The following is a 26067-nucleotide window of genomic DNA, read 5'->3' on the forward strand; positions in this document are numbered from 1 at the left end:
GGCCAGCCGCGAGCCGTTTTTCCTTAGCCGCGGCGGCATCCCCGCCTTGCCTTTGCCGTGCTCACGCTTGATCCTTGGGCCCAATCCTCGGCCCGTCGCAAGTCCTCGGCCCGTCGCAATCCGCCATAGAGATCCATGCCCGCCGTCCTCCCCGATACTCCGGTCGTCGAAGCCGCCATCATCGACCTGACGAACACGTTCCGCGGCCGCCAAAAGCTCGGCGCGCTGACGGCCAATCCCGAACTCAAGGCGGCGGCGCGGGCGTATGCCGCCTATCTCGCCAAGTCCGGCCAGTTTTCGCACACGGCGGACGGGCGGGCCGTCGGCGACCGCATCACTTCGGCCGGCTACACGTGGTGCCAGGTGGGCGAGAACCTGTCCATGCACCTGTCCAGCGCCGGGTTCGAATCCCGGGATCTGGCGCAGAAGTCCGTCGAAGGGTGGATCAACTCGCCGCCGCATCGGGCCAATCTCGTCGCGCCCGATATGACCGACATCGGGGTCGGCGTGGCGCGTGCGCCGGGCAAGAATCCGAAATTCATTTCGGTGCAGCTGTTCGGCCGCCCGCACTCTCTCAGCTACGAATTCCAGATTTCGAACACGACGCGCGACAGCATCGGGTACGCATTCGGCGGCGAAACGCACGACCTCGAGCCGTCGCATTCCATGACGCATTCGGCGTGCAATCCGGGCGAGATTTCGTTCGATACCTTCGGCGCGCGGCGCTTGTCGATGCGCTATCAGGCGCTCGACGGGCTCGTGTACCGGCTCAAGCCGGACGACGAGAACGGCCTAAAAATCGAAATCACGCCGATCGAGCGCATCCGCTGACAGATCGCCTTCGAACAGACCTAATATTTGATCGCGGGACTGTCCGCATCCATGCGCTTGAGCAGCGCGAGCATGCGCGCGCGCGGCTCGGGCATGACCTCTTCGCGGCTGCCGAGTACGCGCGTTTCGAGGAAATGGCCCGTCAGCACGAAGCTCTTTTCGACGTCGCCCGGCGCCAGCGGCGCCCTGCGGCCCGGCAGCAGAAACGGCGGCAAGGCCAAGAGCTTGTCGCGGTAGGGCTCGCCGGCGGAAGCCGACACGGCGCGCCCGCTTTTCGGTGAGACATAGATCAAGTCGTCGTTGATGCCGGTCGCGGCGCATTGCGTGAGATCGAGACCGAAACCCAACTCATCGAGGAGCGCCAATTCCCAGCGGGCGAGCAGCGCCGGCCAAACGCTCGCGTCGTCGAGGTAGGCCAGCACGAACAACGTCACCTCATAGAGATTGGGATGGGGATCGCGCTCGGGCAGCAGGCGGGCGAGCGCACTCAGCGAGGTGAGGCCGGCAAGCGCCGCGGGGTCTTCCATGGCGGAGGCCGCGTAGCCACGGATCAGCTCGACGTTGATGTGCCCGAGGTGATCGGCGAGACGCGCCTTCCACGTGACATCGACGTGGTTGCCGATCTGGAGCACGGGGCGCGCGCGGCGCGAGCGTCCGCCGTGCACGAGGCCGAGGTGGCGGCCGTGCGAGCGCGTGAACACCTCCACGACGGCTGCGGTTTCGCCGTGGGGACGGACTGAGAGAATCACACCTTCGTCGGACCAGTTCATGGGGTGAGTTTAGACCAAGGGGCGTCTCGTGGCGGCGGTTTCAAAAAGCGTTTGGAGACCCGATCCATTGGGCGCCGCGTCTGCAAGCGACACGGGTTATCGGCCGCACGACCTCTTTCGGGTTGTGCTTGCGGGTGCCGGGGACACCAAAATGGCTTCTTGCAGAGCTTCTTGTCAGGCACCACTTCGACGGGGACCAGCCTAGGCCAATTACCTGACAATAGCCATCTCGCGCCAGGAGCCTGATCGTGATCGCGATCTCGACATACCGCCGCTCGCCCATGAGACATTTGGCGCAGACGCTCTGCCTTTCGATCTCGATCGCGCTCGCCGCGCCCGCGCATGCGTGCTGGGAAGCACCGCAGCCGCGCACGATCGAGGAAATGGCCCACGTCGCCGAGAACCAAGGAAAACGCTCCTCCCAGAAACTGGCGACACGTGCCGGGCCTGGGCTGCTGGCTCTTTCCGACGGCCATCTCAGGACGGCTTACGGCGCCGGCGTCCTGGTGGGATGGGGAGAGACCGGCAAAAGGCCCGAATTTTCGACCGTCACGGCGGTGGGCCTGAGCGCGCTTGTGGCGCCGCTCGCGTTCCTTGGTGAGGAGCAGGATCGCAAGATCGCAGACATCTTCTCCTGCAGCGCCGGCAGCGTCCAGGATATGGCCGAGAGAGCAGCTGGCTATCTCGATCCTGCAACGCTCGAAAAAATTGCCCGCAAGCACGAGGCCGGCGGCCGGCTTTTGGTGTCGCTGCCCGGATCGGCGGCGCGAAGAGAAAGCGTCTGGGATCTCGGCGCGATCGCCGCGAGCCGGCATCCGCAGGCCCAGCCGTCCATCCGCAGCATCCTGCTCGCCGCCGCCGATCTGACGACGGCGATCGATCCCGCAACGGTGCCCAACGCCTCGGGCATGCTCACGGAGCGTAATCCTACGTTCCGCGAGATCGGAGCCGGCGAGCGTTTTCTCGCTGTGCAAAATATCCAGCGGCCGCACGCGGCGGCCTATCTGATCCACAACGGCGTGCTTTTCCCCGACGAGGGCGAGACCTATATGGCGTCGCGTAACGGGGCGGTCTCGCTCCTGCCCTCACTGCGGGAAACACCCCTCGTGGTGCCGGCCTACGATTTCTTTGCTGTGGCGCAAGACGGGGGGACGGCCGTGCGCATCGCGTCGCCGCGCCCCCACCTCAGCATTCAGCCGGCGTCGGAGTTCGACCCATCCTTCATTCGCGCGCTGTTCACGGATGCCTATCGGCAAGCGCGCATGGGCCGGGAGTGGCGACGCACGTTTCCGGACCGCGAGCGCACTTACGGCCCATGATCGGCGATCACACGCCGATGCGGTTGCGGCGCAGCTCGCGGCGATCCGGGGCCTGCTCGATTGTGCAGGGATTGGCGCGCGCCACGCATTCGTAGCCGCCGCCCTTGGCCGGGAGGCATTTCAGCAGTTTACCCGCCGCGAGACGCCAGCTTGCATACGCCTCGCCGTGCTGAAGCGCCTTCGCGCGCCACGCTGACAGCGCTGCTTTGCGGGCTTCTTTCTCGGTCGCGCCCGGCGCGATACCGCTCGATACGGGTTGTTCGCAGAGGCGCACGGCCGCGTCACCCGAATGCGACCCTGCCATGAGGAGGACGATCATAACCGCTGCGGCGCCCGCTCCCTTCGACATCTTCGGGGCGGCGCGCGCATCCATGGTCAGTCCTTCGGGAACTCGAGACCCATCTCGCGATAGCGCTCGGGGTCCTGGCCCCAGTTCTCGCGGACTTTGACGAACAGGAAGAGATGCACCGGCGCGCCGACGATCTCCGTCAGCTCGGTGCGGGAGGCCTGCGAGATTTTCTTGATCGTCTGGCCGCCCTTGCCGAGGACGATGCTCTTCTGGCTGTCGCGCTCGACGAAGATCACCTGCTCGACGCGGACCGACTTGTCGCGCAGCGTCTTCCAGGATTCCGTCTCGACGGTCATCTGGTAGGGCAGCTCGTCATGCAGATAGTTGTAGATCTTCTCGCGCGTGACTTCGGCGGCGAGCTGGCGCACGGGAATGTCGGACAGTTCGTCCTCGGGATAGAGCCAAGGCCCTTCGGGCACGCGTTCGGCGAGATACTTCTTCAGTTCGGCCACGCCGTCGCCGGTGAGTGCCGCGATCATGAACACGCGCTCGAACGGCAGCATGGCCGTCAACTGTTCGACCATGGAGAAAAGACGGCCCTTGTCCTCGACACGGTCGACCTTGTTCATGACGAGGATCGGCTTCTTCGCCTGTCCGGAGAGCTTTTTGACGAGTTGCTCGACATCGTCGTCGATGCCCTTGGCGGCGTCGACGAGCACCAGCACCTGATCGGCGTCGGACGCGCCGGACCAGGCGCTCGCGACCATGGCCTTATCGAGACGGCGCTTGGGCGCGAAGATGCCTGGCGTATCGATCAGCACCAACTGGCTGGTGCCCTGCATGGCGATGCCGCGAATTTGCACGCGCGTCGTCTGCACTTTGCGGGAAATAATGGTGACCTTGGCGCCGACGAGCCCGTTGACCAGCGTCGACTTGCCGGCGTTGGGCGCGCCGATGATGGCGATCACGCCGCAGCGGCGGCCTTTGCCTTCGCCCTGTTCGCCTTTTTTTGCATCAGCCAACTTGGCGTTTCTCCCTGACACCTTCGCGCTCGAGCAGCGCCATCGCGGCGGCTTGCTCGGCAGATCGTTTCGACGCGCCTTCGCCGCGCGCCGGGGGGCGGCCCTTGATATGGACTTCCGAGGTGAAGCGCGGGGCATGATCGGGCCCGGTGCGCTCGACCTCGACGTAAAGCGGCAGGGCAAGGCCCTGGCCCTGCGCCCATTCCTGCAACGCCGATTTCGGATCGGCCGCGGCCTGACCGAACGAGACTTCCTCGTTCTCCCACAGGCGGCGCACGGTGTCGCGCGCCTTGTTGAACCCCGCCTCGAGAAATATCGCGCCGAGCACGGCTTCGACCGCATCGGCCAGGATCGTGGCCTTGAGCCGCCCGCCGCTGCCGGCCTCGCTGTCGGACAGCATCAGGTATTCGCCGAGGCCGAGCTGACGGCCGACCTTGGCGCAGGTTTCGCCGCGCACGAGGCGATTGAGATGGCGGGCGAGTTCGCCTTCCGTTGCCGTGGGATAGGTCTCCCAAAGCAGCTCGACGATCGCCAGCCCCAGCACACGGTCGCCGACGAATTCGAGCCGTTCGTTGTCTTCAGAGACCTTCTTCGCGCCGCGCAGGCTGGCATGCGTCAGCGCGCGACCCAGCAGCGCTTCGTTCTTGAAGCGATAGCCGATCTTCTTTTCGAGCTCTTTGTATTTGCGCGCCTTGAACATCACGCCGGAATCCGGGAATTGGCTCGCCGCGCCAACGGATCAGCGAACAAGATTGAAAAATCTGGTCCAGCGGATGTCGAACGGCCACGTCCATGGCGACAGCCACCGCATGGCATCCGGCTCATCCACTGCGGCCGAGAAGAATATGATTTCGGCCCGCCCGATGAAATTCTCGAACGGCACATAGCCGACCGTCGCGCGACTGTCGGACGAGTTGTCCCGATTGTCACCCATCATGAAGTAATGACCGGCGGGAACCTTGAAGACGTCCGTGTTGTCGAACTCGCCCGCAGGCTCCAGGTCGAGCACGGTGTACTTGAGCCCTTCGGGGAGCGTTTCCTCGTAGCGCTTGTAGACGACGTTGCGGCAATGACGGAAATAGCGATCGCACTCGACGTTCTTGAACTCGTCTTTATAGACCTTCGGAACGGCCGTTCCGTTGATGTAGAGGACGCCTTCCTTCATCTGGATCTCGTCGCCCGGCAGGCCGATGACGCGCTTGATGTAGTCGATGGACTCGTCCTGCGGCAGCCGGAACACGGCCACGTCGCCGCGCTTTGGCTCGGAGCCGAGCACGCGGCCCTGAAAAAGATCGGGGCTGAACGGGAACGAGAAGCGGCTGTATCCGTAGGAGAGCTTGGAGACGAACAAGTAGTCGCCGATCAGCAGGGTCGACTTCATCGATCCCGACGGGATGTTGAACGGCTGATAGAAGAAGACCCGGACAACCATCGCAATGGCGAGGGCTTGCACGACGATTTTCGCGGTTTCGGCCCAGCCGGACCCCGCATCGGCCTTGGAGTTCGTGCCCAGGCTCATCTCCTACTCCCTTGCCACCCCGGGCTCGGCCGAGGGGCGACTGTCAAACACCGCTCGCTATAGCGACTTAGCGGGCAACGTGCAAACCGGTGCGGCGTGGCGCCACCCCTCGATTTCAGGGGCGCTTCGATGCGTGTGCGGAGCCCCCTAAAGGCTCGGATAGCCCGGCGGCCTGCCTGTTCCGCCCGCCAATGCGAGCCTCGGACCGCCAGACGGCAGATTAATGACGCTCAAATTTGAGGCGGGCGGCTTCCCGGGATTACGCGCTGACCCGGCCTGAGACCTTTTGGCGGGCTTCGTCCATCAGGGCGCGCATCCGGCGTACGGCGCCGTGGAGGCCGCCGAAGATCGCCTCGCCGATCAGGAAGTGACCGATGTTGAGTTCGACGATTTCCGGCATGCGGGCGAGCGGCGCGACGGTATTGAAGGTCAATCCGTGCCCGGCGTGGACCTCGAGCCCGAGGGCTGCCGCTTCGGCCGCGGCCTTGGCGATGCGTACAAGCTCGGCGGCGGCGCCCTTGCTGTCGTCGTCGGCGGCGAATTCGCAATAGCGGCCCGTGTGAAGCTCGACGATATCCGCGCCCACCGCGGCGGACGCCGCGATCGTGCGGCTGTCGGGCTCGACAAAGAGCGACACGCGAATGCCGGCGGCTTTGAGCTCCGCAACGACCGGGACAAGCTGGCGCTGCTGGCCGACGATGTCGAGACCGCCCTCCGTCGTGCGCTCCTCGCGACGCTCGGGCACGAGGCAGCACGCGTTCGGAACATGGCGCAGCGCGATGGCGACCATTTCGGCGGTCGCCGCCATTTCGAGATTGAGCGGGCGGGTGAGTTCGGATTTGAGGCGCGCGATGTCCTGATCCGAAATGTGCCGGCGGTCCTCACGCAGATGGGCCGTGATGCCGTCCGCTCCCGCCTCGACGGCGAGGTGCGCCGCGCGCAGGGGATCGGGGTGGCGGCCGCCGCGCGCGTTGCGGATGGTGGCCACGTGATCGATGTTGACGCCGAGGCGAATCGTGCTGTGCGGGGCGCGGGTCATGTCCATTCCAAATCCCACTGACGTGCGGCTATTCAAACACGCGATCGACCTTGCTGACCACGGCCTTCGACTTCAGGCCGGCGATAATTTGGTTGAGATGGTTGAGATCCCAGACCTCGAGCCCGATGCGCAGCTCGGTGAAATCGGATGCGCGCCGAAGCATCTTGAGATTGTCGATGTTGCCACCCGATTGGCCGATGACATTGGCAATCTCGGCCAGCGTGCCGGGCCGGTTGGGCGCGGTGACGCTGATCAGGGCGGGGAAGCGCTCGGGGTTCTCGGGGTCGACATCCCAGGCGACGTCGATCCAGTGCTCGTGCTCGTATTCCTGAAGCTGCGGCGAGTGGATCTGGAAGACGCGGATGCCCTCGCCGGGCGCCAGCACGCCGACGATGCGGTCGCCGGGCACCGCGCCGCCGGCTTCGAACAGAACCGGCATGTCGTTCTTGACGCCGCGGATCGGGATGCCCCGCACGCGTCCGGTGGTCACCGTTTCCGGCTCGGACGAACCGCCAAGGCGCAGCTTGCTGGTCGCAGCCCGCGTGAGCCGCAGCCAGCCCTTGGCGGGCTTCACCGGGCCTTCAGGCCGGGCGGGCGTCGCCTTCGCGGCTGCCGCCACTTCCGGCACGATCGCGCGCACCACATCCTCGGTCTTGATCTCGTTGCGCGCGACGGCGGCGAGCAGATCGTCCAGGCTCTTGTGCAGGAGGCGGGGCAGCACCCGTTTCACCCGCTCGTCGCCGTAGCTTTCGCCGATGCGATCGAAGGCTGAAATGAGAAGGCGACGGCCGAGTTCGGCATACTGGCGCCGGATGGCGTCGCGTGCGGCGCGGCGGATGGCCGAGCGGGCGCGGCCGGTGACCGCGAGGCTTTCCCAGGCGGCCGGAGGCGTATGCGATTTCGACGTCTGGATCTCGACCTCATCGCCGTTGCGCAGGCGCGTGTCGATGGGCACATGGCGGCCATTGACGTAGGCGCCGACGGCGGCGTTGCCGACATCGGTGTGCACGGCATAGGCGAAGTCGAGCGGCGTCGCGCCACGCGGGAGCGCAATGAGACGGCCCTTGGGCGAGAAGCAAAAGACCTGATCCTGGAACAGCTCGAGCTTGGTGTGCTCCAGGAATTCCTCTGGGTTGGAGCCTTCGAGCAGGGTCTCGACCAGCCGGCGCAGCCACTGGTACGGCCCGCTTTCCTTATCGGTGAACACGAGCGTGTTCGACGCGCTGCCGTTGTGTTTGTCGTTAGTTTTCTGGGCGTCCTTGTAGGCGGCGTGGGCGGCGACGCCGTACTCGGCGACGCTGTGCATGGCGCGGGTGCGGATCTGCAGCTCGACGCGCTGGTGGCGCGGACCGACGACGGTCGTGTGAATGGACTGGTAGTTGTTCTGCTTCGGCGTCGAGATGTAATCCTTGAAGCGGCCGGGCACGGTGCGCCACGTCGTGTGCGCGACGCCGAGGACACGGTAACAATCGTCGATCGTGTCGACGACGACGCGGAAGGCATAGATGTCCGACAGCTGCTCCAGGCTGATCTGCTTGTTGGCCATCTTGCTCCAGACGGAGTAGGCCTTCTTTTCCCGGCCCGAGACTTCCACCGTGATGCCGACATCGGCCAGCATCTTGTGGAGCCCGCTCGCGATCTCGTCGACGAGGCCCTCGTTCTTGGCGCGCAGCTCTTCCAGCTTTTCCGTCACCGTCTGATAGGCTTCGGGGTTGAGCCAACGGAAGGCGTGCTCCTCGAGCTCGTCGCGCAGAGCCTGCATGCCCATGCGGCCCGCCAGCGGCGCATAGATCTCGAGCGTTTCCTCGGAGGCGCGCTGGCGGCTCTCGGGCTTCATGTGCTCGAGCGTGCGCATGTTGTGCAGGCGATCGGCGAGCTTCACGAGCAGGACGCGGATGTCGCTCGAGATCGCGATCAGAAGCTTGCGGAAATTCTCCGCCTGCTCCGCCTTCTTGGACATGAGGTCCAGGCGCTTGATCTTGGTCAGGCCGTCGACGAGCGCGCCGATCTCGGAGCCAAAAAGCTGGTCGATTTCCGCGCGCGTGGCGTCGGTGTCCTCGATGACGTCGTGCAACAGCGCGGTGACGATGGTGGCGTCATCGAGCTTCAGCTCGGTCAGGATCGCGGCGACTTCGAGGGGATGGGAAAAATAGGGGGCACCCGACGCGCGCTTCTGCGAGCCGTGCGCGCGCATCGCATAAACGTAGGCGCGATTGAGAAGCGCCTCGTCTGCCGTTGGATCGTATTTCTGTACTCGCTCGACGAGCTCGTACTGCCGCATCATGGGTCGCACACACTTCCAGCGCCGACCGCTATCGTACGTGGCGCCCCGCTTCTCTTCCAGCGCATCATCAGGCAGGGGCACCGTTCAGGCCGGCGAAGTTACGCCGGCCGTTCGCCTCAGCGTCCGCGTTCGCGCGGGCCGCCGCTGCCGCCGTTGGAGGACGGCTCCGACGGCGTCATGCTCTCAAGGCCGCGCAGAAGCTGCTCTTCCGTCAGCACATCCACCTGATTGTCGGCGGACTGGTCGTCGCGACCGAGGATCGGGCTGCGCCGCTCCTGAGGCAACACGGGCGCCGCGCCGGCTTCCGGCTCGTCCACTTCGACGTTCTTCTGGATGGAATGGATCAGGGATTCGCGCATATCCTCGGCCGGAACCGTGCGCTCGGCGATCTCGCGCAGCGCGACCACCGGGTTCTTGTCGTTGTCGGGATCGATCGTGATCGCCGCGCCGTTGGTAATCGCCCGCGCGCGATGGGCGGCCAGGAGCACCAGCTCAAAGCGGTTCGGGACCTTGTCGACGCAATCCTCGACTGTGACGCGTGCCATTCGCTCGCACCCTTCCGTGTCAATGATCTGCAGATTGAAAACCTACGGCTCCCGCAGCCCTGGGGCTCGGCGCACGCGTTCCATGGGCCTAAGTGCCATGAAATGCGCCAGGGGGCAAGATCGGGGCTATAAATAAGCTGGCCCTATGGCCGCGAGGGGCAGGCTGTGCGACAAAACGCTGCCGGATTTTCAGATTTTGATTGTCACTACCACTTACATTTCCCTCCGTGCACATTTATGTACGCGTGGTAAACATGACCTCAGACTACAGAGGCTCGTTTGTTGTTTCCGGTGCAAGTGCATCAGTGTTCACCTGACAAAGCTTGACAGATCAGGGCTGCAAACCAAAGAATTACGTTCACTAGGCTTATTGTCGGCCGCGGGCCAGGCTCCGCCTCCCCGCAGGCTCCGCTAAGGAACAAAAAAATGCATTTTTATCAAGGCGAACGCCTGGCGCTATTTATCGATGGCGCGAACCTGTACGCGACATCCAAGGCATTGGGCTTTGACGTCGACTACAAGCGCCTGCTCGCCCTATTCCGGCAAAAAGCGCAGTTGGTCCGTGCGCTTTACTATACAGCGCTGTCCGAAGACCAAGAATACTCGTCGATCCGCCCACTGATCGACTGGCTCGACTATAACGGTTTCACCATGGTCACCAAGCCGACCAAGGAATTCACCGACGCGCAGGGCCGGCGCAAGATCAAGGGCAACATGGACATCGAGTTGGCCGTGGACGCGATGCGTCTGGCGGATACGCTCGATCACATCGTTCTGTTCTCCGGTGACGGCGACTTCCGCGGGCTGGTCGCAGCCCTGCAGCAGAAGGGCAAGCGCGTCAGCGTGATCTCGACACTGCAGACGCAGCCGGCGATGGTTGCCGACGAGTTGCGCCGCCAAGCCGATCAGTTCATCGATCTGGCGGATCTCGAGCAGCTCATCGGCCGCGACGCCTCGGCGCGCGTCGTGCGCGAACCCCGGTCGGCGCGCCACGCGAGCCCCCGCGATTTCCACGAAAGCGATGCGTCGCAAGAAGAGGTCTAGGAGCGTCTCCCGGCCGACCTTTGACGCGCGAGCGGACGATACCGCTTGCTTGCGCGCGCGGGGGCCGGGTTCATTTCCGCTCGATCGTACCATTTCGGCAGTTCCCCATCCCATGGCCATCGCGCCCTCATCCTCGACCGCGACCTTCCCGCCTGAGGCGCCGCGGCACTGTCCGTTGTGTCCAAGGCTGGTCGCCTATCGCGAGCAGGCTGCGCGAGCGGAGCCACGCTGGTTCAACGGCGCGGTGCCATCGTTCGGAACACCGACGGCCCGGCTGCTGATCGTCGGGCTGGCTCCCGGCCTCAAGGGCGCCAACCGGACGGGGCGGCCCTTCACAGGCGACTATGCGGGCGATCTACTTTATTCGACGCTGCTCGCGTTCGGGTTTGCACGCGGCAGCTATGCCGCGTCGCCCGACGACGGACTCACGCTGGCCGACTGCATGATCACCAACGCGGTGCGCTGCGTGCCGCCGCAAAACAAGCCGCTTCCCGAAGAGATCACGACGTGCCGCGGCTATTTTACGGCTCGCCTCGGGGCGCTTCCAAACCTGAAGGCCGTCATCGTGCTCGGGCGCGTCGCGCACGACCAGACCTTGACGACGCTGGCGCTCAGAAAAGCCGCGTACCCATTCCGGCATGGAGCGCGTCACGATGTCGGCGCGCATCAGGGGTCGGCCCCGCTCGCGATGTTCGATAGCCTGCATTGCTCGCGGCTCAACACGAACACCAAACGGCTCACGACCGAGATGTTTCACGATGTCTTCCGCGATGTGCGCGCCTACCTCGACGCGTTGCCGCGGTCGTGAGCTAAAGCTTCGCATCTCCCCTTCCCGTTTCCTGTCAGACGCTTATCATCCGGCTACCCCGCAGGAGTGACCCTCGATCGTCCGCCCTGCACCGTTCGCGAGGACCGACGATGGCCAAGCCTGAACTCGATATTGCGCCGGAAAAGGTGGCGCACGTCATCATCAAGGCGCGCGAGTACGACGCCAAGGTGGGCGCATGGGACGATACGGCCGAGGAAGGGGATGCCGCGGAGGATCCGAGCGCGATCCTCGAAGACTTCGCGGGCGACCCGACCGCGGCCGAGATCATCGGCTTCATCGACGCTCTGAATGACGATGAGCAGGCGTCCCTCGTGGCGCTGGCCTGGATCGGGCGCGGCACGTTCGAGCCCGAGGAACTCGACGAAGCGGTGGAAACGGCGCGCTCGGAGCAGAACAATTCAACGGCGAAGTATCTGCTCCAATTGCCGCTGCTCTCCGACTACCTTGAGGAAGGGCTCGAAAAGCTGGGTTTTTCATCCAGCGACATCGAGAGCGACCTTTAGAGACTCGCGAAAACGTCGCCGGCGTGCGTGTGCGGCGGATGGACGGGATAGATCGCGCGCTCGATTTTTCCATCCCGCACAACCAGCGTGAGGCGCTTGAGATAGGTCACGCCGCCCGTCTCGAAGGCCGGCAGACGCAGGGCCTCGCGGAGCGCGCCCGAAGCGTCGGACAGCAACGGAAACGGAAGCGCCAATCTTGTCGCAAATTCCTGCTGGTCGGCGGACGCCTGGCCGCTGATGCCGACGATGCCGAAGCCCGCGGCGCGATACGTCTCGAAATGATCGCGATACCCTTCCGCCTCCGGTGTCGATCCGTGGGCTCCCGGGATGTGATCCCAATCGGGCGGATTGGAGAGGCCCGGCCGGCCGGTCCACGGATAGATGAAAACGAGCCAGCGCCCAGCAAGGCCCGCGAGGCTGATGGCGTCTCCGGAGGTTGCTGGAAGATGTACGTCCGGGAGCGCGAGGCCCGGCACGAAGTGCGCCGCGGCGCCGTCATCGGCCGGTGCCGGATAGGGCCAGGGGGCCGTCATACGGGATGCGCCCTCAGCCAAGCGAGGACGTCGCCGGCGTTCCGGTCTGGCGGAAATACCGGGTAGAACACGTGCTCAATCACGCCGTCGCGCGCGATCAGCGCCAAGCGCTTGATCATCGTCTTGCCGTCCACCTCCATGCTCGGCAAATTCAGCGCGCGGGTGAGACTCAGGCTCGCGTCGGACAGCAAGGCGAAGGGCAGGTGGAGACGCGCGGCGGCCTCGCGCTGCTCGCTTTCCGTCTGTGTCGAAAGACCGAACACGAACGCTGCTCCGGCGTCGCCCAGCTCCCGGTGCAGATCGCGGAAGGCGCAGGCATGAGGCGTGCATCCACGCGCACCGGGGATGCCGTCCCAACCGTCTGGCAGCGCCACGCCGGGCGTTCCCGTCATGGGATAGGCGAACACCACCGTGCGTCCCGCAAGCCGAGCCAGATTGACCGCAGCGCCGTTCGACGCCGGCAATTCGAGATCGGGAAGTGAATGTCCCGCGAGATGTGCCGCCGCGCCGTCGTCCTCCGGCACCGGGAGGGCCGACCAATCCACGTCCTGGAACGTCTGGCCGGCCGCCATCAGCCCTTATCGCGCATGATGCGCGCCTTCTGGCGGTCCCAATCGCGCTTGGCGGCGGTTTCGCGCTTGTCGTGCAGCTTCTTGCCCTCGGCGATCGCGAGCTTGAGCTTGGCGCGTCCGCGGGCGTTGAAATAGAGCTCCAGCGGTATGACCGTCATGCCCTTGCGCTCGACCGCCTGGAACAGCTTGGCAAGCTCGCTCTTGTGCAGCAGCAAGCGGCGCTTGCGGCGCGGCTCGTGCTGGAAGAAGCGGCCGGCGTCCTGGAACTCAGGGATGTAGGCGTTGATCAGGCAGAAGCTGCCGTCGTCCTCGAACGACGCATAGCTTTCCGTGATGTTCGCCTGCCCGGTGCGCAAGCTTTTCACCTCGGTGCCCTTCAGCTCGATGCCGGCTTCCCAAGTGTCCGTGATGAAATATTCGTGGCGCGCTTTCCGGTTCTCGGAAATTGTTTTGCGGCCGTCGTCCTTCTTGGCCGACATTGTTTTGTTATCCTGCGATCGCTATTCGGCCGCGACCGCGTCCAGCAGCCCCACCTTTTTCAGTACGGCATCGACGACTTTCTTAGTCTCTCCGGTCACGGGCACCAAAGGCAGGCGCATGTCCGGCGTGCAAAGGCCCAGGCGCGACGCGGCATACTTGACGGGGCCCGGATTGGTTTCGACGAACATCGCGTCGAACAGCGGCATCAGGCGGTCCTGCATCTTCAGGGCCGCGGCGAAGTCGCCCTTCATGCACGCGTTCTGCAGGTCGGCGCAGAGGCGCGGGGCGATGTTCGAGGCCACCGAGATGCAGCCATGGCCACCGTGGGCCATGAAGCCGAGGGCCGTCGCATCCTCACCGGACAGCTGATTGAACTCAGGTCCCATCGCATCGCGCTGCTGGGACACGCGCGCGAGGTTGGCCGTCGCGTCCTTGACGCCGCAAACGTTCTTCAGCTCGAACACGCGCGCCATGTTCGCGACCGACATGTCGACGTTCGTGCGGCCCGGAATATTGTAGATGACGATCGGGATGCCGACCTTGTCATTGATGGCCTTGAAGTGCTGGTAGAGGCCTTCCTGGCTCGGCTTGTTGTAATAGGGGTTCACGATCAAGAGGCCGTCCGCGCCGATGCTCTCGGCGTACGTCGACAACTCGATCGCCTCGTCGGTGGCATTCGATCCGGTGCCGGCGATGACGGGGATGCGCCCGCGCGCCGTTTCGACCGTGATCTCGATCACGCGCTTATGCTCGTCGAAGTTCAAAGTCGGGCTTTCGCCAGTCGTGCCGGTCGGCACAAGGCCGTGGGTGCCCTCGGCAATCTGCCACTCGACAAACTTGCGCAGGGCCTCCTCGTCCAACTGGCCGTTCTTGAATGGCGTGATAAGCGCCGTAATGGAGCCTTTGAACATTCCGCTCTCTCGATTCTCAGATTTGCGACGGGCCACGTGCCCGCCGCAGCCTTTGCCGCCCACTTTTCCCCGAGACAAATTTGCCCCGAAACAGATTTGGCCCGCGAGACACACTCTGGCCCAGGGACAGTCTCGGGGCACCTTGAACGCACGCGCCCGAGTTTGTACCCTTCCACTGGTTGTCCGTCTCGGCCTCGCGTCTCATTGCGGCTGGGATGGTGGACATTATGCGCTCAGACGGCGGCCTGCAAGCCGAGGCGGCGCTTCCGCGGCGCACGGTTTATTTGGCCAACTAAAAAGACCCGTACACGGGCACCAGCGCCTGAAATTGTGGACCATTGCGGAGCCCAGGATAGGCCCGCAGCGAGGATATTTGTGGCGGGACAATCGTTGACCGAGACCTCCGGACGCAGCACTGCAGCGGGCCGCGTGCGGCTATTCGGCGGACTGCTGATCGCCCTAGCGCTTCTGGGCAGCATTTCGCCTGCCGCCGCGCTCGGAGAGCTGCCCAAACCCGCCAACCCTTCGAAAAGCGAACGCGAGTACATGGCGCGCCTGGACAAGGCGCTGGCCCCTCTCGTCTCGGCGGAGGTGAGCAAAGCGGATGCCGAGGCGGTCCGCGACGCGTTCAAGGCGCTCTCTTCCGGCGGCAACGGGGCGGATGCGGCAGAACAGCTCAAGGCGCAGATTTCGGACCCGGTCGCGCGCAAGCTCGTCGACTGGTACCGCCTGCGCCGCGGCCTCGGCACGCCCGCCGAAATCCGCGCCTTCCTGGACGCCAATCCGGCGTGGGGCGACCGCACGACGCTGACCCAGCGCATGGAAGAGGCTCTTTTCACGCAGGGCGGAAGCTCCGGAGAAATAAAAAGCTATTTCGTGGGCCGGGAGCCCGCGAGCGGCGTCGGCTTTGCCGCGCTCGCCTCCGCCAACTTGGCCGAGGGCAATACCGACGAAGCGCGCCGTCTCGCCGCCGAGGCGTGGCGCGAGAAGATGATGCCGGCGAACCTCGAGCCGGGATTCCTGTCGCGGTTCGGGTCGCTGCTGACGGCCGCCGACCACAAATGGCGCCTCGACCGCCTCCTCATGGAGGACATTCGGTGGAAGACGGACAAGGCCGCACGCGCGACGATCGTGCGCCGGATCATTCCTCTTCTCTCTCCCGCCGAGCAGATCAAGGCGGAGGCGCGGCTCGCGGTGTTCCTCGGTTCGGATGGTGCTCGCAAGCGCATCGAATCCCTTGCGGCGGAGAAGGTGCCGGACTGGGGCCTCGTGTTTCATCGTGTGCAGGCCCTGCGTCGCGGCAATAAGAACGAGGAAGCAGCCAAGCTGCTGCTCGGCGCGCCGACCGAGGAAGCGCTGATCGTCGCGCCCGACGAGTGGTGGACCGAACGACGCCAAAATGCCTACGACGCGCTCAAGGACGGCAATCCCAAACTTGCCTACGCACTGGTGAGAGACGCCGGGCCGCTCAGCGCCAATCCGGCCAAGGACCAGGCGTTCATGGCCGGCTGGATCGCCTTGCGTTACCTCAAGGACCCGGCTGGGGCCGAGCGGCACTTCCAGGCCATGAACAAGACGGCGGACGGACCGCTCAGCCGCGCGAAAGCGCGCTACTGGCTGGGCCGGGCGGCGGACGCACAGAACAACAAAGCCGCTGCAAAGGACTACTACCGCCAGGCGCTGCAAGACCAGGATGCGTTTCATGCGCTGCTCGCGCGCCAGAAGCTCGAGCCGGGGCAACTGGCGATCAACACGTCACCCCCGGCGGATCCCACCGCCGAGCAAATTCAACGCTTCATTGCTTTCGATGCGAACCGGGCGGTCGTGATCGCCAAGCGCGCCGGGATCGACGCCAGCATCATGCGCGCCTTCATCGTGCAGCTGCGCCAGTTTTTCATCGCGAGCGAAGCCGAACTGGCGATGCTCGCGCATCTGGCCGAGGCGATGGGCGATACCCAATCGGCCGTGCGGGTCGGCAAGGCCGGCATCGCGCAAGGCCACAACCTCTACTACTACGCCTACCCGGTGCATCCCTTCCCGGCGTATACGCCACTGCGCAAGCCGCCGGAGACGGCGATGCTGCTCGGGCTGGCGCGCCAGGAGACCGAGTTCAACACGCTGATCGTCTCGGGCGCGGGCGCCAAGGGCCTGCTGCAGGTCATGACCGTGACCGCAAAGCACGTCTGCCACGACTATAAAATCAAATGCGACATCAACCGGCTGCTGTCGGACCCATCCTATAATACGATGATGGCCTCGGCTTACGTCGGCGACCGGATGGCGGACTTTTCAGGCTCCTACATTCTGACGCTGGCGGGCTACAACGCGGGCCCCGGGCGGGCGCGGCAGTGGATCCGCGAGTTCGGCGATCCGCGCGATCCTAAGGTGGATCCCATCGACTGGATCGAACGCATTCCGATCCAGGAAACGCGCGAATACGTCGCCAAGGTGCTGGCCAACATCCAGATCTACCGGGCGCGGCTCGGCGAGGAGCAGGCGGCGCTGCGGCTCGAGGACGACCTCAATCGCGCACGTGTGGCGTCGGGCGCATCGAAGTCTCGATCCGACGGGTGAGTGAACGACGGTTGGTGTAACGTTGAATTCTCGCGACGGCTGGGCGGCCTGAGCGAGGATGGAAGCCGGGGTAGCAGCATGACGAGCAAAGCGCAGTCGTATCGCGAGATCTATTTTACGACCCATGACGGGCTTCGGCTCTGCGGGCGGCATTATCCGGCTGTTTTCGGCAGCAGCGGCGGCGCGCGCATGCCCCTCCTCTGCCTCGCGGGGCTGTCACGCAACGGCCGCGATTTTCACGTGCTTGCGGAAGCGCTGTCGCAGAGCTTCGACGGCGCGCGCGATGTCTACACGCTCGACTACCGGGGCCGGGGACAATCGGACTACGACGCGAACTGGCGCAACTACGCTGTGCCGCTCGAAGCGGTGGACGTGCTCGATTTCATGATCGTGGCCGGGCTCGAACGTCCCGCCATCATCGGCACGTCACGCGGCGGACTGATCGCGATGGTGATGGCAGCCCTTCGCCCGCGCGCAGTCGGGCCGGTGGTGCTGAACGATATCGGCCCGGTGATCGAGCAGAAAGGCCTCGGGCGTATCTCGGCCTATGTCGGGCGCATTCCGTTGCCGGCATCGTGGGCGGAAGCCGGCGCGCTGCTGCAGGATATGGGCCGGCGCGCCTTCCCGAACGTCGCCCCCGAAGAGTGGATCGCGGTGTCGCGCCAGTGGTTCAACGAGCACAAGGGCCGGCCGGCGCCGGGCTACGATCCCGCGCTCGCGAACGCGCTTTCGGTTCTCGATGGGCCGATCCCGCAGTTGTGGCCGCAGTTCGAAGGCCTCAAGCGCGTGCCGGTTCTGGTGCTGCGCGGCGAGAATTCCGACATCCTGTCAGCGGAAACGCTGGAGGCCATGCATCGGCGCCATCCGCAGCTCTCGTCGTACATCGTTCCGGGTGAAGGGCATGCCCCGCTGTTGCGGGATACGCAGAGCATCCAGGTGGTGGCGCAGTTCCTCGCTGCCAGCGAAGCCTCCGAATGGCAGCCGCGACTCGCTTATGGCTGAGGCGGCTGGCCCAACGGCGATGCCGTGCGCCTTGGCCGCGTCACGAGGCTGACCAGGATCAGCATCAATAGCCCGAACGGCACGGCAAAGATGGCCGATGTCGCGCCGCTGATGCCGCGCCAGTTGGCCAGGCCCGGCCGCGTTGCCGTGCCGCGCGCCCAATCGTCGAGCGCCGTTGCGGCGGCCGCCTTGGCCTCGCCCTCCTTGGCATCGCGCCAGGCTTCGGACAGAGTGTTGAATTCCTCAATGGCCGGTTCGCCCGCATTCGAAAGAGACGGCCACGTCTCGTAGAAGGCCGCCGGGTAGGCTTGCGTGCCGGCCTCGTAATAGAGCGAGAGCCCGGCACCGGCGATGATTGCCGCGGCCGCACCAATGGCGGTGGCGCGCCGCCACGACAGCCCAATTGCGACGGCCGGAAAGAGACCGGCAGCGGCCAGCGACAGAGATCCCACGACGATCGTGACAAGGTCCGCCGTGTCGATCAGCACCGCGCCGCCTGCCGCCACCGCCGCCGCCGTGGCCACGAGAGCGATCCTCCGCCATCCCGGTCCACCCGGGCGAAGGGGCACAGTTGCGCGGAGCGAAAGCAGCGTCCGCATCAGCGCCATCACCATTGCAAGCGCTGCGGCGCCGATGCCGAGCGGAAGTATCCAACGCGGCGCGCCGGTCATTTCGGGCAGCGCGAGCAAGAGCCCGGCAGGCTCGATGACGAGGGCGGCCTGGGAGAGCGTCATATCGACATTGCCCTGCGCCTTGGCGGCACTCGGCGCGACCGTCGTCTGGTAGAGGTCCCACGCCGACGTGCCCGGCTCCATCACCAGCGTGCGCGCGGACGCGAGGATGGCCTCCTGCGTTTCAGGATCCAGCGCGGCCCACTGCTTCGCGGCCGCGTCTTTCAATTCGAGTTCTTCGGCGACGGACGCCGTCGTTTCTGCACCTGCCCGGACGGCGACGGCGACAGTCTCGAGCTGACCGGCGGAGGTGCCGTGAATGTGCGCGAGACCGGCCCGCGAGGGCGCTTCCAGCCATTGCGGGAGTTTCGAGAGCGGTGTTGCGCTCGTCATCGCGCCGTAGATCTGAAGCTTGGCGTAGGCCGCGAGCGCGGGCGTCGCTGCCAACAGCACCATCACCAGCAGCGCCGTCCAGGCCCCTACGAGGCGCGCGGCGGCCGGACCGCGAGCCGACGCGACGGATCCGAGCAGCGGCGGAAAGACAGCCGTGCCCAGCGCCAGCGTCACCACCAAGGCGACGAGATCGAGCGGAGTCATTTTCAAGAACGCGGCCACGTGGCTGCTGAACGTGTCGAAATCTACGAGGCCAGCGCCGAGCAGCTTTTCTTCGAGCGCGCCGATCTCAGGGATCGTGCGGCCGTAGCCGATCAGCGGGACGCCGCCGCCGTCGACCTTGAGCGCCAAAAGCACGAGCGGGACGATCAGGCTCGCGGCAAAAAGTGCGAACGCCACCGCGGTGACGGCGCGAAAGGGGCGGTCGTCGAGCAGCAGCGCACCAATAGCGGCCAGTACGAGCGTGGCGGCAATGATTGAGAACGTCGGGAACGCGGTCCCCTGCGCGACCGCTGCGACGAGAGCGAACTCGGCCATCAGGAGAGGGATGACGACGAGTATGACGATCACGGCGGCGAGGCGCGCGACGGTCGTGCCGAATTTCATTGCGAGCGCATCCGTGACGCTCGCAGCACCAATCATCGTCAGCTTGGGGGCGATCCACACACCCGCCAGCACGACGCCCGCGAGCAGGCCGATGCCGTAAGCGAGATGATCGAAGCCGGCCGCATAGACCAATCCCGGTAGCGCGGCAAGCAACGCGACGGGAACGGCCAGCGCGGCCGCCGAGAGGCCGGACACCATGGGTGACCCGGACACCATGGCAGACACAGTACGCGCCTCAGCTGGCGACGTCTGCGGCGCGCTCACGTTATTCGAGGTCATGGACCCGGCTCCTCGGCGTCGATGCGATTTTGACGGCTCGCCCAGACGAAGGCCAGCACGACCAAGGCTATCAGCACGCCCTGCGCCGCGAGGTAATAGCCGAGTGGAAAGCCCTCGATCCGCACGAGGTTGAGCACGTCCGCGACGAGCGGCACTCCAATCGCGAGACCGGACGCGGTCAACACTGCCATCGCCGTCAACCGGCCGGACCGCAGCGCATGCCGGTGGGCGGTGTTTTTCTTCAACGCGCGGCGCGTAAGACCCGCGGCGCACATCAGGCCGCCGGCTGCCGCTATGAGCGCCGCACCGCCGTATCCCAGCAACGGGAGGAGATCGACGATTCCGAACAGCACCGTGGCCTTGCCCGTGGCAATCACGATCGCGCCCCCGATCAGCAGCGCGCCCAAACCCAGCTCAAACACTGGCCTTCTCCCTCGCCTCGTCCCCGCGCCACTATCGGCGCTGGCAGTGCCCTTCGGCAATCCCCTCCGGCGACCTCGATCTCTCCCTAAGCTCCCGGGTTTCGGGCCGATTTTGAGATGGAGGGCCGGGGATGCCAGCGATCATGCCAACGCTAGGCGCCTCGCCTCGCCCGTGCGGCCCGGCAGCCGGGCTCAGCGCGTCGGCGTTCGAAACCGCGAGCACGACTGTTCGCGCAATGATTATCGAGCTTGCAGGGAGAAAGCGGGAGCGGTTAGGCCACGGGCTTTTCGGCGCGCGTGATGCGTTCGATGAGGCTGGCGCGGCGCGCGGGTTTGCGCGGAGCGCCGTCGGGTGCGGCCGGTTCCGATGCGGCCTTGGCGGCGCCGTTCGCGCCCTCCTGCACCGCCACGCCATCCAGGGCGCGCAGGAAGCCGCTGACGCGCTGGTCGTCGCCCTCGCGGCGCATGCCGTTTTCTTCCGGACGCGGCGGGCGCGGCGCGTTGATCCGTTCGACCAGCGGCTGTTTCGGGCGGACGGTGGGCTCGCGGCGTGCGCCCGATGTCGGCAGGGTTCCGGCGCCGAGGCGGCGCATCTCGTCCATGAAGTGGGCAGCCTGGCGCGCCAGCTTTTCGTTCGCCGCGGCGATCTCGGCCCGCAGCCGCTGGATCGTGCCGCTCTGCTCTTCGGCCTGGGCCTGCAACGCGCTCACGCGCGCGCGCATGGCGACCTTGCTTTCCTTCATGGTCCGGTCGTCGACATCTTCCGCCTCGTACGTGGCCAGCGCCGCCCTGAGGCGCGCAGCCTCGGCGGTGAGGTCCTCGTTGACGGTCTTGAGCGTGCGTATCTCGGTCTCGCGCGCCGCCTGCCCGGCGTTGCCCGCTTCGGCCATGCCGCGCGCCGAGCGCAGGGCGTTCTCCGCGTCGACGAGATCCTTGCGCAGGCGATTGATCTCAGCCGAGGCATCGATGCCCTCGGCCGGTTTTTCGCTGGGGGCAGGCGACCGCTGCAGCGACAGCCCGGCCGAGGCGGACGTGACGTCCCCCTGCTCGATGCGCGTCGCGGATTTGGACAGGGCGCTTTGCAGCCTGTTGATCACGGCGGCCTGCTCGCGCGTCTTGGTGCGCAGGGCCTCGATTTCCGACCGCAACGCCACCTCACCGTCGAAACGGGGATCGGCCAGCGTCTCGCGGTTGCGTGCGGCACGCGCCGCGAGCGTGGCGTTCAGGCGGTGAATCTCGTCACGCTGCTGGGTGTTGATCTGCGTCGCCTCGTCCAGCGCTTGAGATTGGCGACCCGACGTCTGCGTCAGGTTGCCGATTTCGCGGTCGCGCTGCGTGAGCAGCTTCTTCGTCTCGTTCAGACGATACTCGACCTTGGGCATGCGGTCGGCGATGGTCTGCTCGAGGACGCGGCGCGCGTTCTCATGCTCCTCGAGCGCTGAGCGAAGCCGGCCGACTTCACCTTCGAGATCGCTGATGCTGGCGTCGCGGCGGCTGAGCTCGACCCGCTGGCGGGCAGCCGAGTACGTCGCCCGCTCGACCTTTTGCTCGAGCTTGTGGATGGTGAGGGCGTAGGTGGCGCGCAGGCGATCCTTGTCGGCGGCGATTTCCATCGACGTCAGCGGCATCGTGGCGTGGAGCTGCTCGGTGGCGAGGCGCGCGGAGCGGCGGCCATACAGAGGCGCCAGCAGAAAGCCGATGAGGCCTGCCGTGAAGAATCCGAGCGCAACCAGCATGGCCGACTGGATAGTAATCACCAGCGCATCCCTCTGGCCATTCCTTTCATCTCGAACGCCAATCGTTCCTGGCTCGCAACGTGGGCTGCGGCGACCGGCGGAACGGTGCGACTAAAGCCGCCCGCGATGCCCGGCGCAAGTGCGATACGCCGGTGCGGGTTCATCGGATTGTTATAAAGGATTCCATGTCGGCGCACGGGTATACTTCAGATATCCGACGTTGGCGCCGAGGCGCAGGCCGACGCCAGAGCGAATGACTGCCAGCGTGACGTCATTGTATTTCTGGAACACGACGCTGACGCCGCCAACGAGATACGCGGAGCCCTCTACGCCTCCGAATCTCTCATAAATTTCCGCGGGATCGCGAAGGTTGTAAACAAGCACCATGGTTTTCGAGCCTTCGGCGCCGGCGTCGTAACCGACGGTCGGGCCTTGCCAGAACACCTTGTGCTCGCCGGCATCCTTCGTGAACAGCCGGCCCTCGCCATAGCGGAGACCCACAACAAATGCGCCGCCTGCATCCTCGCCCAGGATGTACCCGTTCGGGCGGCCCTGGCTCTTGAAAACGTATTCCACGCCTTCCGCCAGGCCCTTGCTGATAGCGCCGAAGAAACCGTGGCCGGCCTGGATGATCTCGTTCTGCGAATAGTGTCTGTCTTCGGACGGCGGCGGCCCGCCTTGGCTGTAAGCGGGCGCGCCCTCTCCCGGCGGCGGCGCGTAGGGCTCACCATACCCGCCCGGGTCGGTCTGCCGGCCGGAATTGCCATATGCTTCGTTCTGACGTTCGCGGGTCGGCGAATAGGCGTCGCTGCCGGCGGCGTATGGATCGGGCCGGCGCTGCTCGGTGGCATAGCCACCGCTGCCAGAGTTGGGCGAATAGGCGTCGTTCTGCCCCGTGCCATAGTTGTCGCGTTGGGCGGCCGCATATCCGTTGTCGCGCGGAGCGGCGTATTCGTTTTGGCGCGGAGCGGCGTATTCGTTTTGGCGCGGAGCGGCGTATTCGTTTTGGCGCGGAGCGCCTGTGTCGCCGCGCGGGACGTAGGCGTCGTTCGCAGACGGGGCCGCACCTTGGCGATAGCCGCCGTTGTCATACGACCCATTGTTGTACGAATCAGGGGCGCGCCACGGGCCATCCTGGGCCATCGCGGGGGCTGCGGGCGCGAGCAATATCAGCGCCGATCCGGCAAGTGCGGACCAGCGGCGCTGGCGGGCAAACGTTGTCATGGGTTTTCGAAATCCTTGGATCTCGCAGACAGGCGGAGACGCGCGCGCTGCGCGGTGAAACAAACCGAACCCGAGGAGGATTCTTTCCTTAAAGTGTTACCAAAGTGTGGCTGAGTAGGCGGCGGGGTGCGCACGGTCTGGCAGCCGGACGCGGCAAGCCTCACGGGCAAATGATCTTTCAGCGATCCGAAATTGCTTTGACGTGCGCGGCGATCGGATCGCGGCCCCAGGCCACGAAGTGGGGATTGCCGTAGCCGTCGTCGGCCTTGCCGTACGTCAGGCGGTTGCCGGACATATCCGTCACGCTTCCTCCCGCCGCTTCGAGGATGGCTTGGCCAGCGGCCGTGTCCCATTCGCGGGTCGGGCCGAGACGGACATAGAAATCAGCGTCCCCCCTCGCGATGCGGCAGAACTTGAGCGACGACCCGGCGCGCTTGACCTCACCGATGGTGTAGCCGGCAAGGAATGCCTCGGTCGCGGGCGTGCGATGCGACCGGCTTTCGAGCACCGTCAGCGCCTCAGCATTCGGCTCGCGTGTGCGGAGTTCGCGGAGCGGCAGCGATGAGAGCGTGGCATTGGGCTCATCGAGGGGAACATGCGCCTCGACGGCACGGCCCTCGGCGAGCGTGACGTAGAGATCTCCCAATGCCGGCGCGTAGATCATGCCGAACACCGGCGCGTGATCGACCACCAGGCCGATGTTGACCGTGAATTCTCCGACCCGATTCACATATTCCCGTGTGCCGTCCAGCGGATCGACCAGAAAGAAGGACCTGCTTTTCGCCGGAGCGGCGCCGAGCGACATGCTCTCTTCGGCGACGACGGGTACGCCGCGGGCGGCTTCCCAAAGGCCATCCAGAAGCAAGGCCTCCGATTCGCGGTCGGCGACGGTGACGGGCGACGAATCAGGCTTCGTCTCAACGGTGACACCGCGCTGGTAATATCGCATTTGCGCTTGCCCGGCCGCCAGCACAGCGGGCAGGAGCTTTTCGGCCAGTGACGGGAAGTCGAATGCCCTCATCGGACAGCGCCCCGATTCGTTGTCTCGCGCCTCGTTTCCAGCACTCGCCGCAATCCTGCGTGTCCGTCAAGACTCATATGTCGCTCAATGTCCGCCGTGCGAATCGTCATTGCCGGATCGGGCTTTGCAGATCGACCGGGCGCCGTGTATCAGAACACACAAGCCCGGACGCGCACTCGATCATGCGCGCGGCTGAGCCCGGAAGGGCCGAACCACGACACGAGACTACATGCAGATCGATCGCCAGGGGGTTTTTCTATGACTGATCGCGTTCATCCCACCGATCTCGAGCTTGCAGCCCTGATTTCGAGCAAGATCTGCCACGATGTCATCGGCCCCGTAGGGGCAATCTACAATGGACTCGAAATCCTGAGCGAGGACGACGACGCAGAGGCCCAGGCCTACGCGCTCAGCGTCATCCGCAACGTGACGGAGCAGGCCTCGGCCCGCCTTCAGTTCGCACGCTTCGCGTTCGGCGCTGCGGGATCGGCGGGCTCGCTGATCGATCTCGGCACGGCGGAACAGATTTCGCGGGGCTTCCTCGGCACCGGCAAGCACAAGCTCGTCTGGCAGGGGCTCGGCGGCCACATGTCCAAGGACAAGGTCAAGTTGCTGCTGAACCTGATCGCGGTGGGCATCACGGCGCTGCCGCGCGGCGGAGAGATCGCCGTCATGATGTCGGGCACCAACGAGGCCCCGAACTTCGTGCTGCGGTGCCAGGGGACGAGCGCACGGCCGCCGATGCATCTCGGGGAGTTCATTTCCGGCGAAGGCGTGCCGCCGCTCGATGCGATGACCATCCAGAGCTACTACACGTGGCGGCTGGCGCAGACGGCGGGCATGACGCTTTCGATCGTCAAGGACGGGCCGGACATCCTGCTCTCCGCCCTCGGTTAACTTCTGCCGCCCGAACCCCGCGTTCGCCGTGGATGCCGGAGAAACCGGGAAAAATTGCATCCGTTCAAGGACGATGCGGCTCCGGCGGTAAGCCCCGTTCACGGGCAAAGACCGCATTCGAACGGGTTCCTCAACCAGTCGTTAACTCCTTTACATCACAAATGACTCGGTCCGCGCATGACGCGGACGGAAGCCTTCCGTCCCGGAAGAACGCGCGCTCGAGGCTCTGATGAAGCGCTGTCTTATCGCCGATCAATCCGAGGTCGTCCGCAAGATCGCGCGGCACTACCTCGAATCGCTGTCGTGCGAGGTGGTGGAAGCCCGGAACGCCGAAGAGGCGCTCCACGTGATCCGTACTCAGACCATTTCGGCGGTGCTGCTCGACTGGCGTTTGCCGGGTCAGACGACCATCGAATTTCTTTCGACGCTGCGCTTCTCCGGGATCCAGCATCGCCCGCTCGTGATCTATATGACCACCGAGAACGATCCGGCCGACATCCGGAAATCCTTCGCGGCAGGTGCGAACACCTATCTCCTGAAGCCGTTCGACCGCGCCTCCTTCACGGAGACGATGCGGAACGCTGCGCTCACCCCCGTTACGGTCGGCGGCCCGGCCTCCACGTCCTCGGCAACCGGGTATGCTGTTGGCGACGTGCACATGCCCGCCGCGCCTGCGATGCGGCCGTAGCGCCCGTCCGGACGCTCTCCACGCTTTTCTCGCAATTGCTGGCCTCAAGCCTTGCCGCTTGCTA

Annotated in this window: 26 protein-coding genes; 9 read left to right on the forward strand and 17 right to left on the reverse strand. The window is 65.3% G+C overall.

Going from position 1 to position 26067, the window contains the following annotated elements; all coding sequences use genetic code 11:
• Positions 1-135 precede the first annotated feature (135 nt).
• The gene (locus ACTIFK_RS00450; RefSeq protein ID WP_439541069.1) at positions 136-831 is read left to right on the forward strand and encodes a CAP domain-containing protein; all 696 of its coding nucleotides are present in this window, start codon (positions 136-138) and stop codon (positions 829-831) included.
• A gap of 20 nt (positions 832-851) precedes the next feature.
• On the opposite strand, the gene recO is transcribed toward ACTIFK_RS00450, so the two are convergent.
• Positions 852-1601 carry a DNA repair protein RecO gene (gene recO / locus ACTIFK_RS00455; RefSeq protein ID WP_439541070.1) on the reverse strand — a complete coding sequence of 250 codons (750 nt, stop codon included), beginning with the start codon at positions 1599-1601 and terminating at the stop codon, positions 852-854.
• A gap of 248 nt (positions 1602-1849) precedes the next feature.
• Here recO and ACTIFK_RS00460 point away from each other — a divergent pair, with 248 nt between their 5' ends.
• Positions 1850-2920 (forward strand): hypothetical protein, encoded by a 1071-nt coding sequence (locus ACTIFK_RS00460; RefSeq protein ID WP_439541071.1) that lies wholly within the window; start codon positions 1850-1852, stop codon positions 2918-2920.
• A 7-nt stretch (positions 2921-2927) separates the two neighbouring features.
• Here ACTIFK_RS00460 and ACTIFK_RS00465 read toward each other — a convergent pair whose 3' ends face one another.
• From ACTIFK_RS00465 to rpoZ, 7 genes are all read right to left on the reverse strand, one after another.
• Positions 2928-3293, reverse strand: a complete 366-nt coding sequence (locus ACTIFK_RS00465) for a hypothetical protein (protein ID WP_439541072.1) — start codon at positions 3291-3293, stop codon at positions 2928-2930.
• 2 nt (positions 3294-3295) lie between these two features.
• The gene (gene era / locus ACTIFK_RS00470; protein WP_439541073.1) at positions 3296-4231 is read right to left on the reverse strand and encodes a GTPase Era; all 936 of its coding nucleotides are present in this window, start codon (positions 4229-4231) and stop codon (positions 3296-3298) included.
• Positions 4224-4931 (reverse strand): ribonuclease III, encoded by a 708-nt coding sequence (gene rnc / locus ACTIFK_RS00475; RefSeq protein WP_439541538.1) that lies wholly within the window; start codon positions 4929-4931, stop codon positions 4224-4226. The genes era and rnc overlap by 8 nt, the downstream gene beginning before the upstream one ends.
• 39 nt (positions 4932-4970) lie before the next feature.
• Positions 4971-5750 carry a signal peptidase I gene (gene lepB, locus ACTIFK_RS00480; protein WP_439541074.1) on the reverse strand — a complete coding sequence of 260 codons (780 nt, stop codon included), beginning with the start codon at positions 5748-5750 and terminating at the stop codon, positions 4971-4973.
• A 259-nt stretch (positions 5751-6009) separates the two neighbouring features.
• Positions 6010-6789 (reverse strand): pyridoxine 5'-phosphate synthase, encoded by a 780-nt coding sequence (locus tag ACTIFK_RS00485; protein ID WP_439541075.1) that lies wholly within the window; start codon positions 6787-6789, stop codon positions 6010-6012.
• 28 nt (positions 6790-6817) lie between these two features.
• Complete coding sequence (locus ACTIFK_RS00490) at positions 6818-9073, reverse strand: RelA/SpoT family protein (RefSeq protein WP_439541076.1); 2256 nt, start codon at positions 9071-9073, stop codon at positions 6818-6820.
• 116 nt (positions 9074-9189) lie between these two features.
• Positions 9190-9618: a DNA-directed RNA polymerase subunit omega gene (gene rpoZ / locus ACTIFK_RS00495; protein WP_439541077.1), complete on the reverse strand. Its 429-nt coding sequence runs from the start codon at positions 9616-9618 to the stop codon at positions 9190-9192.
• Positions 9619-10044: 426 nt separating this feature from the next.
• On the opposite strand from rpoZ, the gene ACTIFK_RS00500 reads away from it, so the two are divergent.
• From ACTIFK_RS00500 to ACTIFK_RS00510, 3 genes are all read left to right on the forward strand, one after another.
• Positions 10045-10662: a LabA-like NYN domain-containing protein gene (locus ACTIFK_RS00500; protein WP_439541078.1), complete on the forward strand. Its 618-nt coding sequence runs from the start codon at positions 10045-10047 to the stop codon at positions 10660-10662.
• A 112-nt stretch (positions 10663-10774) separates the two neighbouring features.
• Complete coding sequence (locus ACTIFK_RS00505; protein ID WP_439541079.1) at positions 10775-11470, forward strand: uracil-DNA glycosylase; 696 nt, start codon at positions 10775-10777, stop codon at positions 11468-11470.
• Positions 11471-11580: 110 nt separating this feature from the next.
• A complete protein-coding gene (locus ACTIFK_RS00510; protein WP_439541080.1) occupies positions 11581-11994 on the forward strand; it encodes a DUF3775 domain-containing protein in 414 nt (137 codons plus the stop codon).
• On the opposite strand, the gene ACTIFK_RS00515 is transcribed toward ACTIFK_RS00510, so the two are convergent.
• The 4 genes from ACTIFK_RS00515 to dapA are packed head-to-tail and all read right to left on the reverse strand — an operon-like array spanning position 11991 to position 14490.
• Complete coding sequence (locus tag ACTIFK_RS00515) at positions 11991-12527, reverse strand: peroxiredoxin (protein ID WP_439541081.1); 537 nt, start codon at positions 12525-12527, stop codon at positions 11991-11993. The genes ACTIFK_RS00510 and ACTIFK_RS00515 overlap by 4 nt on opposite strands.
• Complete coding sequence (locus ACTIFK_RS00520; RefSeq protein WP_439541082.1) at positions 12524-13099, reverse strand: peroxiredoxin; 576 nt, start codon at positions 13097-13099, stop codon at positions 12524-12526. Before ACTIFK_RS00520 ends, ACTIFK_RS00515 begins: the two co-directional genes overlap by 4 nt.
• Positions 13099-13578 (reverse strand): SsrA-binding protein SmpB, encoded by a 480-nt coding sequence (gene smpB, locus ACTIFK_RS00525; protein ID WP_439541083.1) that lies wholly within the window; start codon positions 13576-13578, stop codon positions 13099-13101. The genes ACTIFK_RS00520 and smpB overlap by 1 nt, the downstream gene beginning before the upstream one ends.
• Before the next feature lie 21 nt (positions 13579-13599).
• Positions 13600-14490: a 4-hydroxy-tetrahydrodipicolinate synthase gene (dapA, locus tag ACTIFK_RS00530; RefSeq protein WP_439541084.1), complete on the reverse strand. Its 891-nt coding sequence runs from the start codon at positions 14488-14490 to the stop codon at positions 13600-13602.
• Between the two features lie 390 nt (positions 14491-14880).
• On the opposite strand from dapA, the gene ACTIFK_RS00535 reads away from it, so the two are divergent.
• Entirely contained in the window at positions 14881-17064 is a 2184-nt protein-coding gene (locus ACTIFK_RS00535; RefSeq protein ID WP_439541085.1) for a transglycosylase SLT domain-containing protein, read from the forward strand.
• Positions 17065-17142: 78 nt separating this feature from the next.
• Positions 17143-18066 (forward strand): alpha/beta fold hydrolase, encoded by a 924-nt coding sequence (locus ACTIFK_RS00540; protein ID WP_439541086.1) that lies wholly within the window; start codon positions 17143-17145, stop codon positions 18064-18066.
• Here the strand turns inward: ACTIFK_RS00540 and ACTIFK_RS00545 are convergent.
• The 5 genes from ACTIFK_RS00545 to cysQ all read right to left on the reverse strand — a co-directional run bounded on the left by ACTIFK_RS00545 (position 18057) and on the right by cysQ (position 24418).
• Positions 18057-20015 carry a hypothetical protein gene (locus tag ACTIFK_RS00545; RefSeq protein WP_439541087.1) on the reverse strand — a complete coding sequence of 653 codons (1959 nt, stop codon included), beginning with the start codon at positions 20013-20015 and terminating at the stop codon, positions 18057-18059. The genes ACTIFK_RS00540 and ACTIFK_RS00545 overlap by 10 nt on opposite strands.
• On the reverse strand, positions 20012-20437 hold the full coding sequence (locus ACTIFK_RS00550) for a DUF4212 domain-containing protein (protein ID WP_439541088.1): 426 nt from the start codon (positions 20435-20437) through the stop codon (positions 20012-20014). The genes ACTIFK_RS00545 and ACTIFK_RS00550 overlap by 4 nt, the downstream gene beginning before the upstream one ends.
• 272 nt (positions 20438-20709) lie before the next feature.
• A complete protein-coding gene (locus tag ACTIFK_RS00555; protein WP_439541089.1) occupies positions 20710-22194 on the reverse strand; it encodes a hypothetical protein in 1485 nt (494 codons plus the stop codon).
• Between the two features lie 150 nt (positions 22195-22344).
• Positions 22345-23397, reverse strand: a complete 1053-nt coding sequence (locus ACTIFK_RS00560; RefSeq protein ID WP_439541090.1) for an EipA family protein — start codon at positions 23395-23397, stop codon at positions 22345-22347.
• A gap of 178 nt (positions 23398-23575) precedes the next feature.
• A complete protein-coding gene (gene cysQ, locus ACTIFK_RS00565) occupies positions 23576-24418 on the reverse strand; it encodes a 3'(2'),5'-bisphosphate nucleotidase CysQ (RefSeq protein ID WP_439541091.1) in 843 nt (280 codons plus the stop codon).
• A gap of 258 nt (positions 24419-24676) precedes the next feature.
• Between cysQ and ACTIFK_RS00570 the strand changes: the two genes are divergently transcribed.
• Together ACTIFK_RS00570 and ACTIFK_RS00575 are read left to right on the forward strand one after the other, a co-directional pair.
• Complete coding sequence (locus ACTIFK_RS00570) at positions 24677-25315, forward strand: histidine phosphotransferase family protein (protein ID WP_439541092.1); 639 nt, start codon at positions 24677-24679, stop codon at positions 25313-25315.
• A 229-nt stretch (positions 25316-25544) separates the two neighbouring features.
• The gene (locus tag ACTIFK_RS00575; RefSeq protein WP_439541093.1) at positions 25545-26003 is read left to right on the forward strand and encodes a response regulator; all 459 of its coding nucleotides are present in this window, start codon (positions 25545-25547) and stop codon (positions 26001-26003) included.
• The last annotated feature ends 64 nt before the right edge of the window (positions 26004-26067 follow it).

The organism is Hyphomicrobium sp. (assembly GCF_051860585.1).
GTDB lineage: Bacteria > Pseudomonadota > Alphaproteobacteria > Rhizobiales > Hyphomicrobiaceae > Hyphomicrobium_C.

What these genes read in the sequence shown, in the direction of transcription:
- ACTIFK_RS00575 (WP_439541093.1), top strand. Translation starts at nt 25,545, where the DNA reads ATGAAGCGCTGTCTTATCGCCGATCAATCCGAGGTCGTCCGCAAGATC.
- recO (WP_439541070.1), bottom strand. Translation starts at nt 1,601, where the DNA reads ATGAACTGGTCCGACGAAGGTGTGATTCTCTCAGTCCGTCCCCACGGC.
- ACTIFK_RS00485 (WP_439541075.1), bottom strand. Translation starts at nt 6,789, where the DNA reads ATGACCCGCGCCCCGCACAGCACGATTCGCCTCGGCGTCAACATCGAT.
- ACTIFK_RS00465 (WP_439541072.1), bottom strand. Translation starts at nt 3,293, where the DNA reads ATGGATGCGCGCGCCGCCCCGAAGATGTCGAAGGGAGCGGGCGCCGCA.
- rpoZ (WP_439541077.1), bottom strand. Translation starts at nt 9,618, where the DNA reads ATGGCACGCGTCACAGTCGAGGATTGCGTCGACAAGGTCCCGAACCGC.
- cysQ (WP_439541091.1), bottom strand. Translation starts at nt 24,418, where the DNA reads ATGAGGGCATTCGACTTCCCGTCACTGGCCGAAAAGCTCCTGCCCGCT.
- ACTIFK_RS00515 (WP_439541081.1), bottom strand. Translation starts at nt 12,527, where the DNA reads ATGACGGCCCCCTGGCCCTATCCGGCACCGGCCGATGACGGCGCCGCG.
- ACTIFK_RS00450 (WP_439541069.1), top strand. Translation starts at nt 136, where the DNA reads ATGCCCGCCGTCCTCCCCGATACTCCGGTCGTCGAAGCCGCCATCATC.
- ACTIFK_RS00570 (WP_439541092.1), top strand. Translation starts at nt 24,677, where the DNA reads ATGACTGATCGCGTTCATCCCACCGATCTCGAGCTTGCAGCCCTGATT.
- ACTIFK_RS00510 (WP_439541080.1), top strand. Translation starts at nt 11,581, where the DNA reads ATGGCCAAGCCTGAACTCGATATTGCGCCGGAAAAGGTGGCGCACGTC.
- ACTIFK_RS00540 (WP_439541086.1), top strand. Translation starts at nt 17,143, where the DNA reads ATGACGAGCAAAGCGCAGTCGTATCGCGAGATCTATTTTACGACCCAT.
- ACTIFK_RS00520 (WP_439541082.1), bottom strand. Translation starts at nt 13,099, where the DNA reads ATGGCGGCCGGCCAGACGTTCCAGGACGTGGATTGGTCGGCCCTCCCG.
- ACTIFK_RS00505 (WP_439541079.1), top strand. Translation starts at nt 10,775, where the DNA reads ATGGCCATCGCGCCCTCATCCTCGACCGCGACCTTCCCGCCTGAGGCG.
- ACTIFK_RS00500 (WP_439541078.1), top strand. Translation starts at nt 10,045, where the DNA reads ATGCATTTTTATCAAGGCGAACGCCTGGCGCTATTTATCGATGGCGCG.
- rnc (WP_439541538.1), bottom strand. Translation starts at nt 4,931, where the DNA reads ATGTTCAAGGCGCGCAAATACAAAGAGCTCGAAAAGAAGATCGGCTAT.
- ACTIFK_RS00560 (WP_439541090.1), bottom strand. Translation starts at nt 23,397, where the DNA reads ATGACAACGTTTGCCCGCCAGCGCCGCTGGTCCGCACTTGCCGGATCG.
- lepB (WP_439541074.1), bottom strand. Translation starts at nt 5,750, where the DNA reads ATGAGCCTGGGCACGAACTCCAAGGCCGATGCGGGGTCCGGCTGGGCC.
- smpB (WP_439541083.1), bottom strand. Translation starts at nt 13,578, where the DNA reads ATGTCGGCCAAGAAGGACGACGGCCGCAAAACAATTTCCGAGAACCGG.
- ACTIFK_RS00490 (WP_439541076.1), bottom strand. Translation starts at nt 9,073, where the DNA reads ATGATGCGGCAGTACGAGCTCGTCGAGCGAGTACAGAAATACGATCCA.
- ACTIFK_RS00545 (WP_439541087.1), bottom strand. Translation starts at nt 20,015, where the DNA reads ATGACCTCGAATAACGTGAGCGCGCCGCAGACGTCGCCAGCTGAGGCG.
- dapA (WP_439541084.1), bottom strand. Translation starts at nt 14,490, where the DNA reads ATGTTCAAAGGCTCCATTACGGCGCTTATCACGCCATTCAAGAACGGC.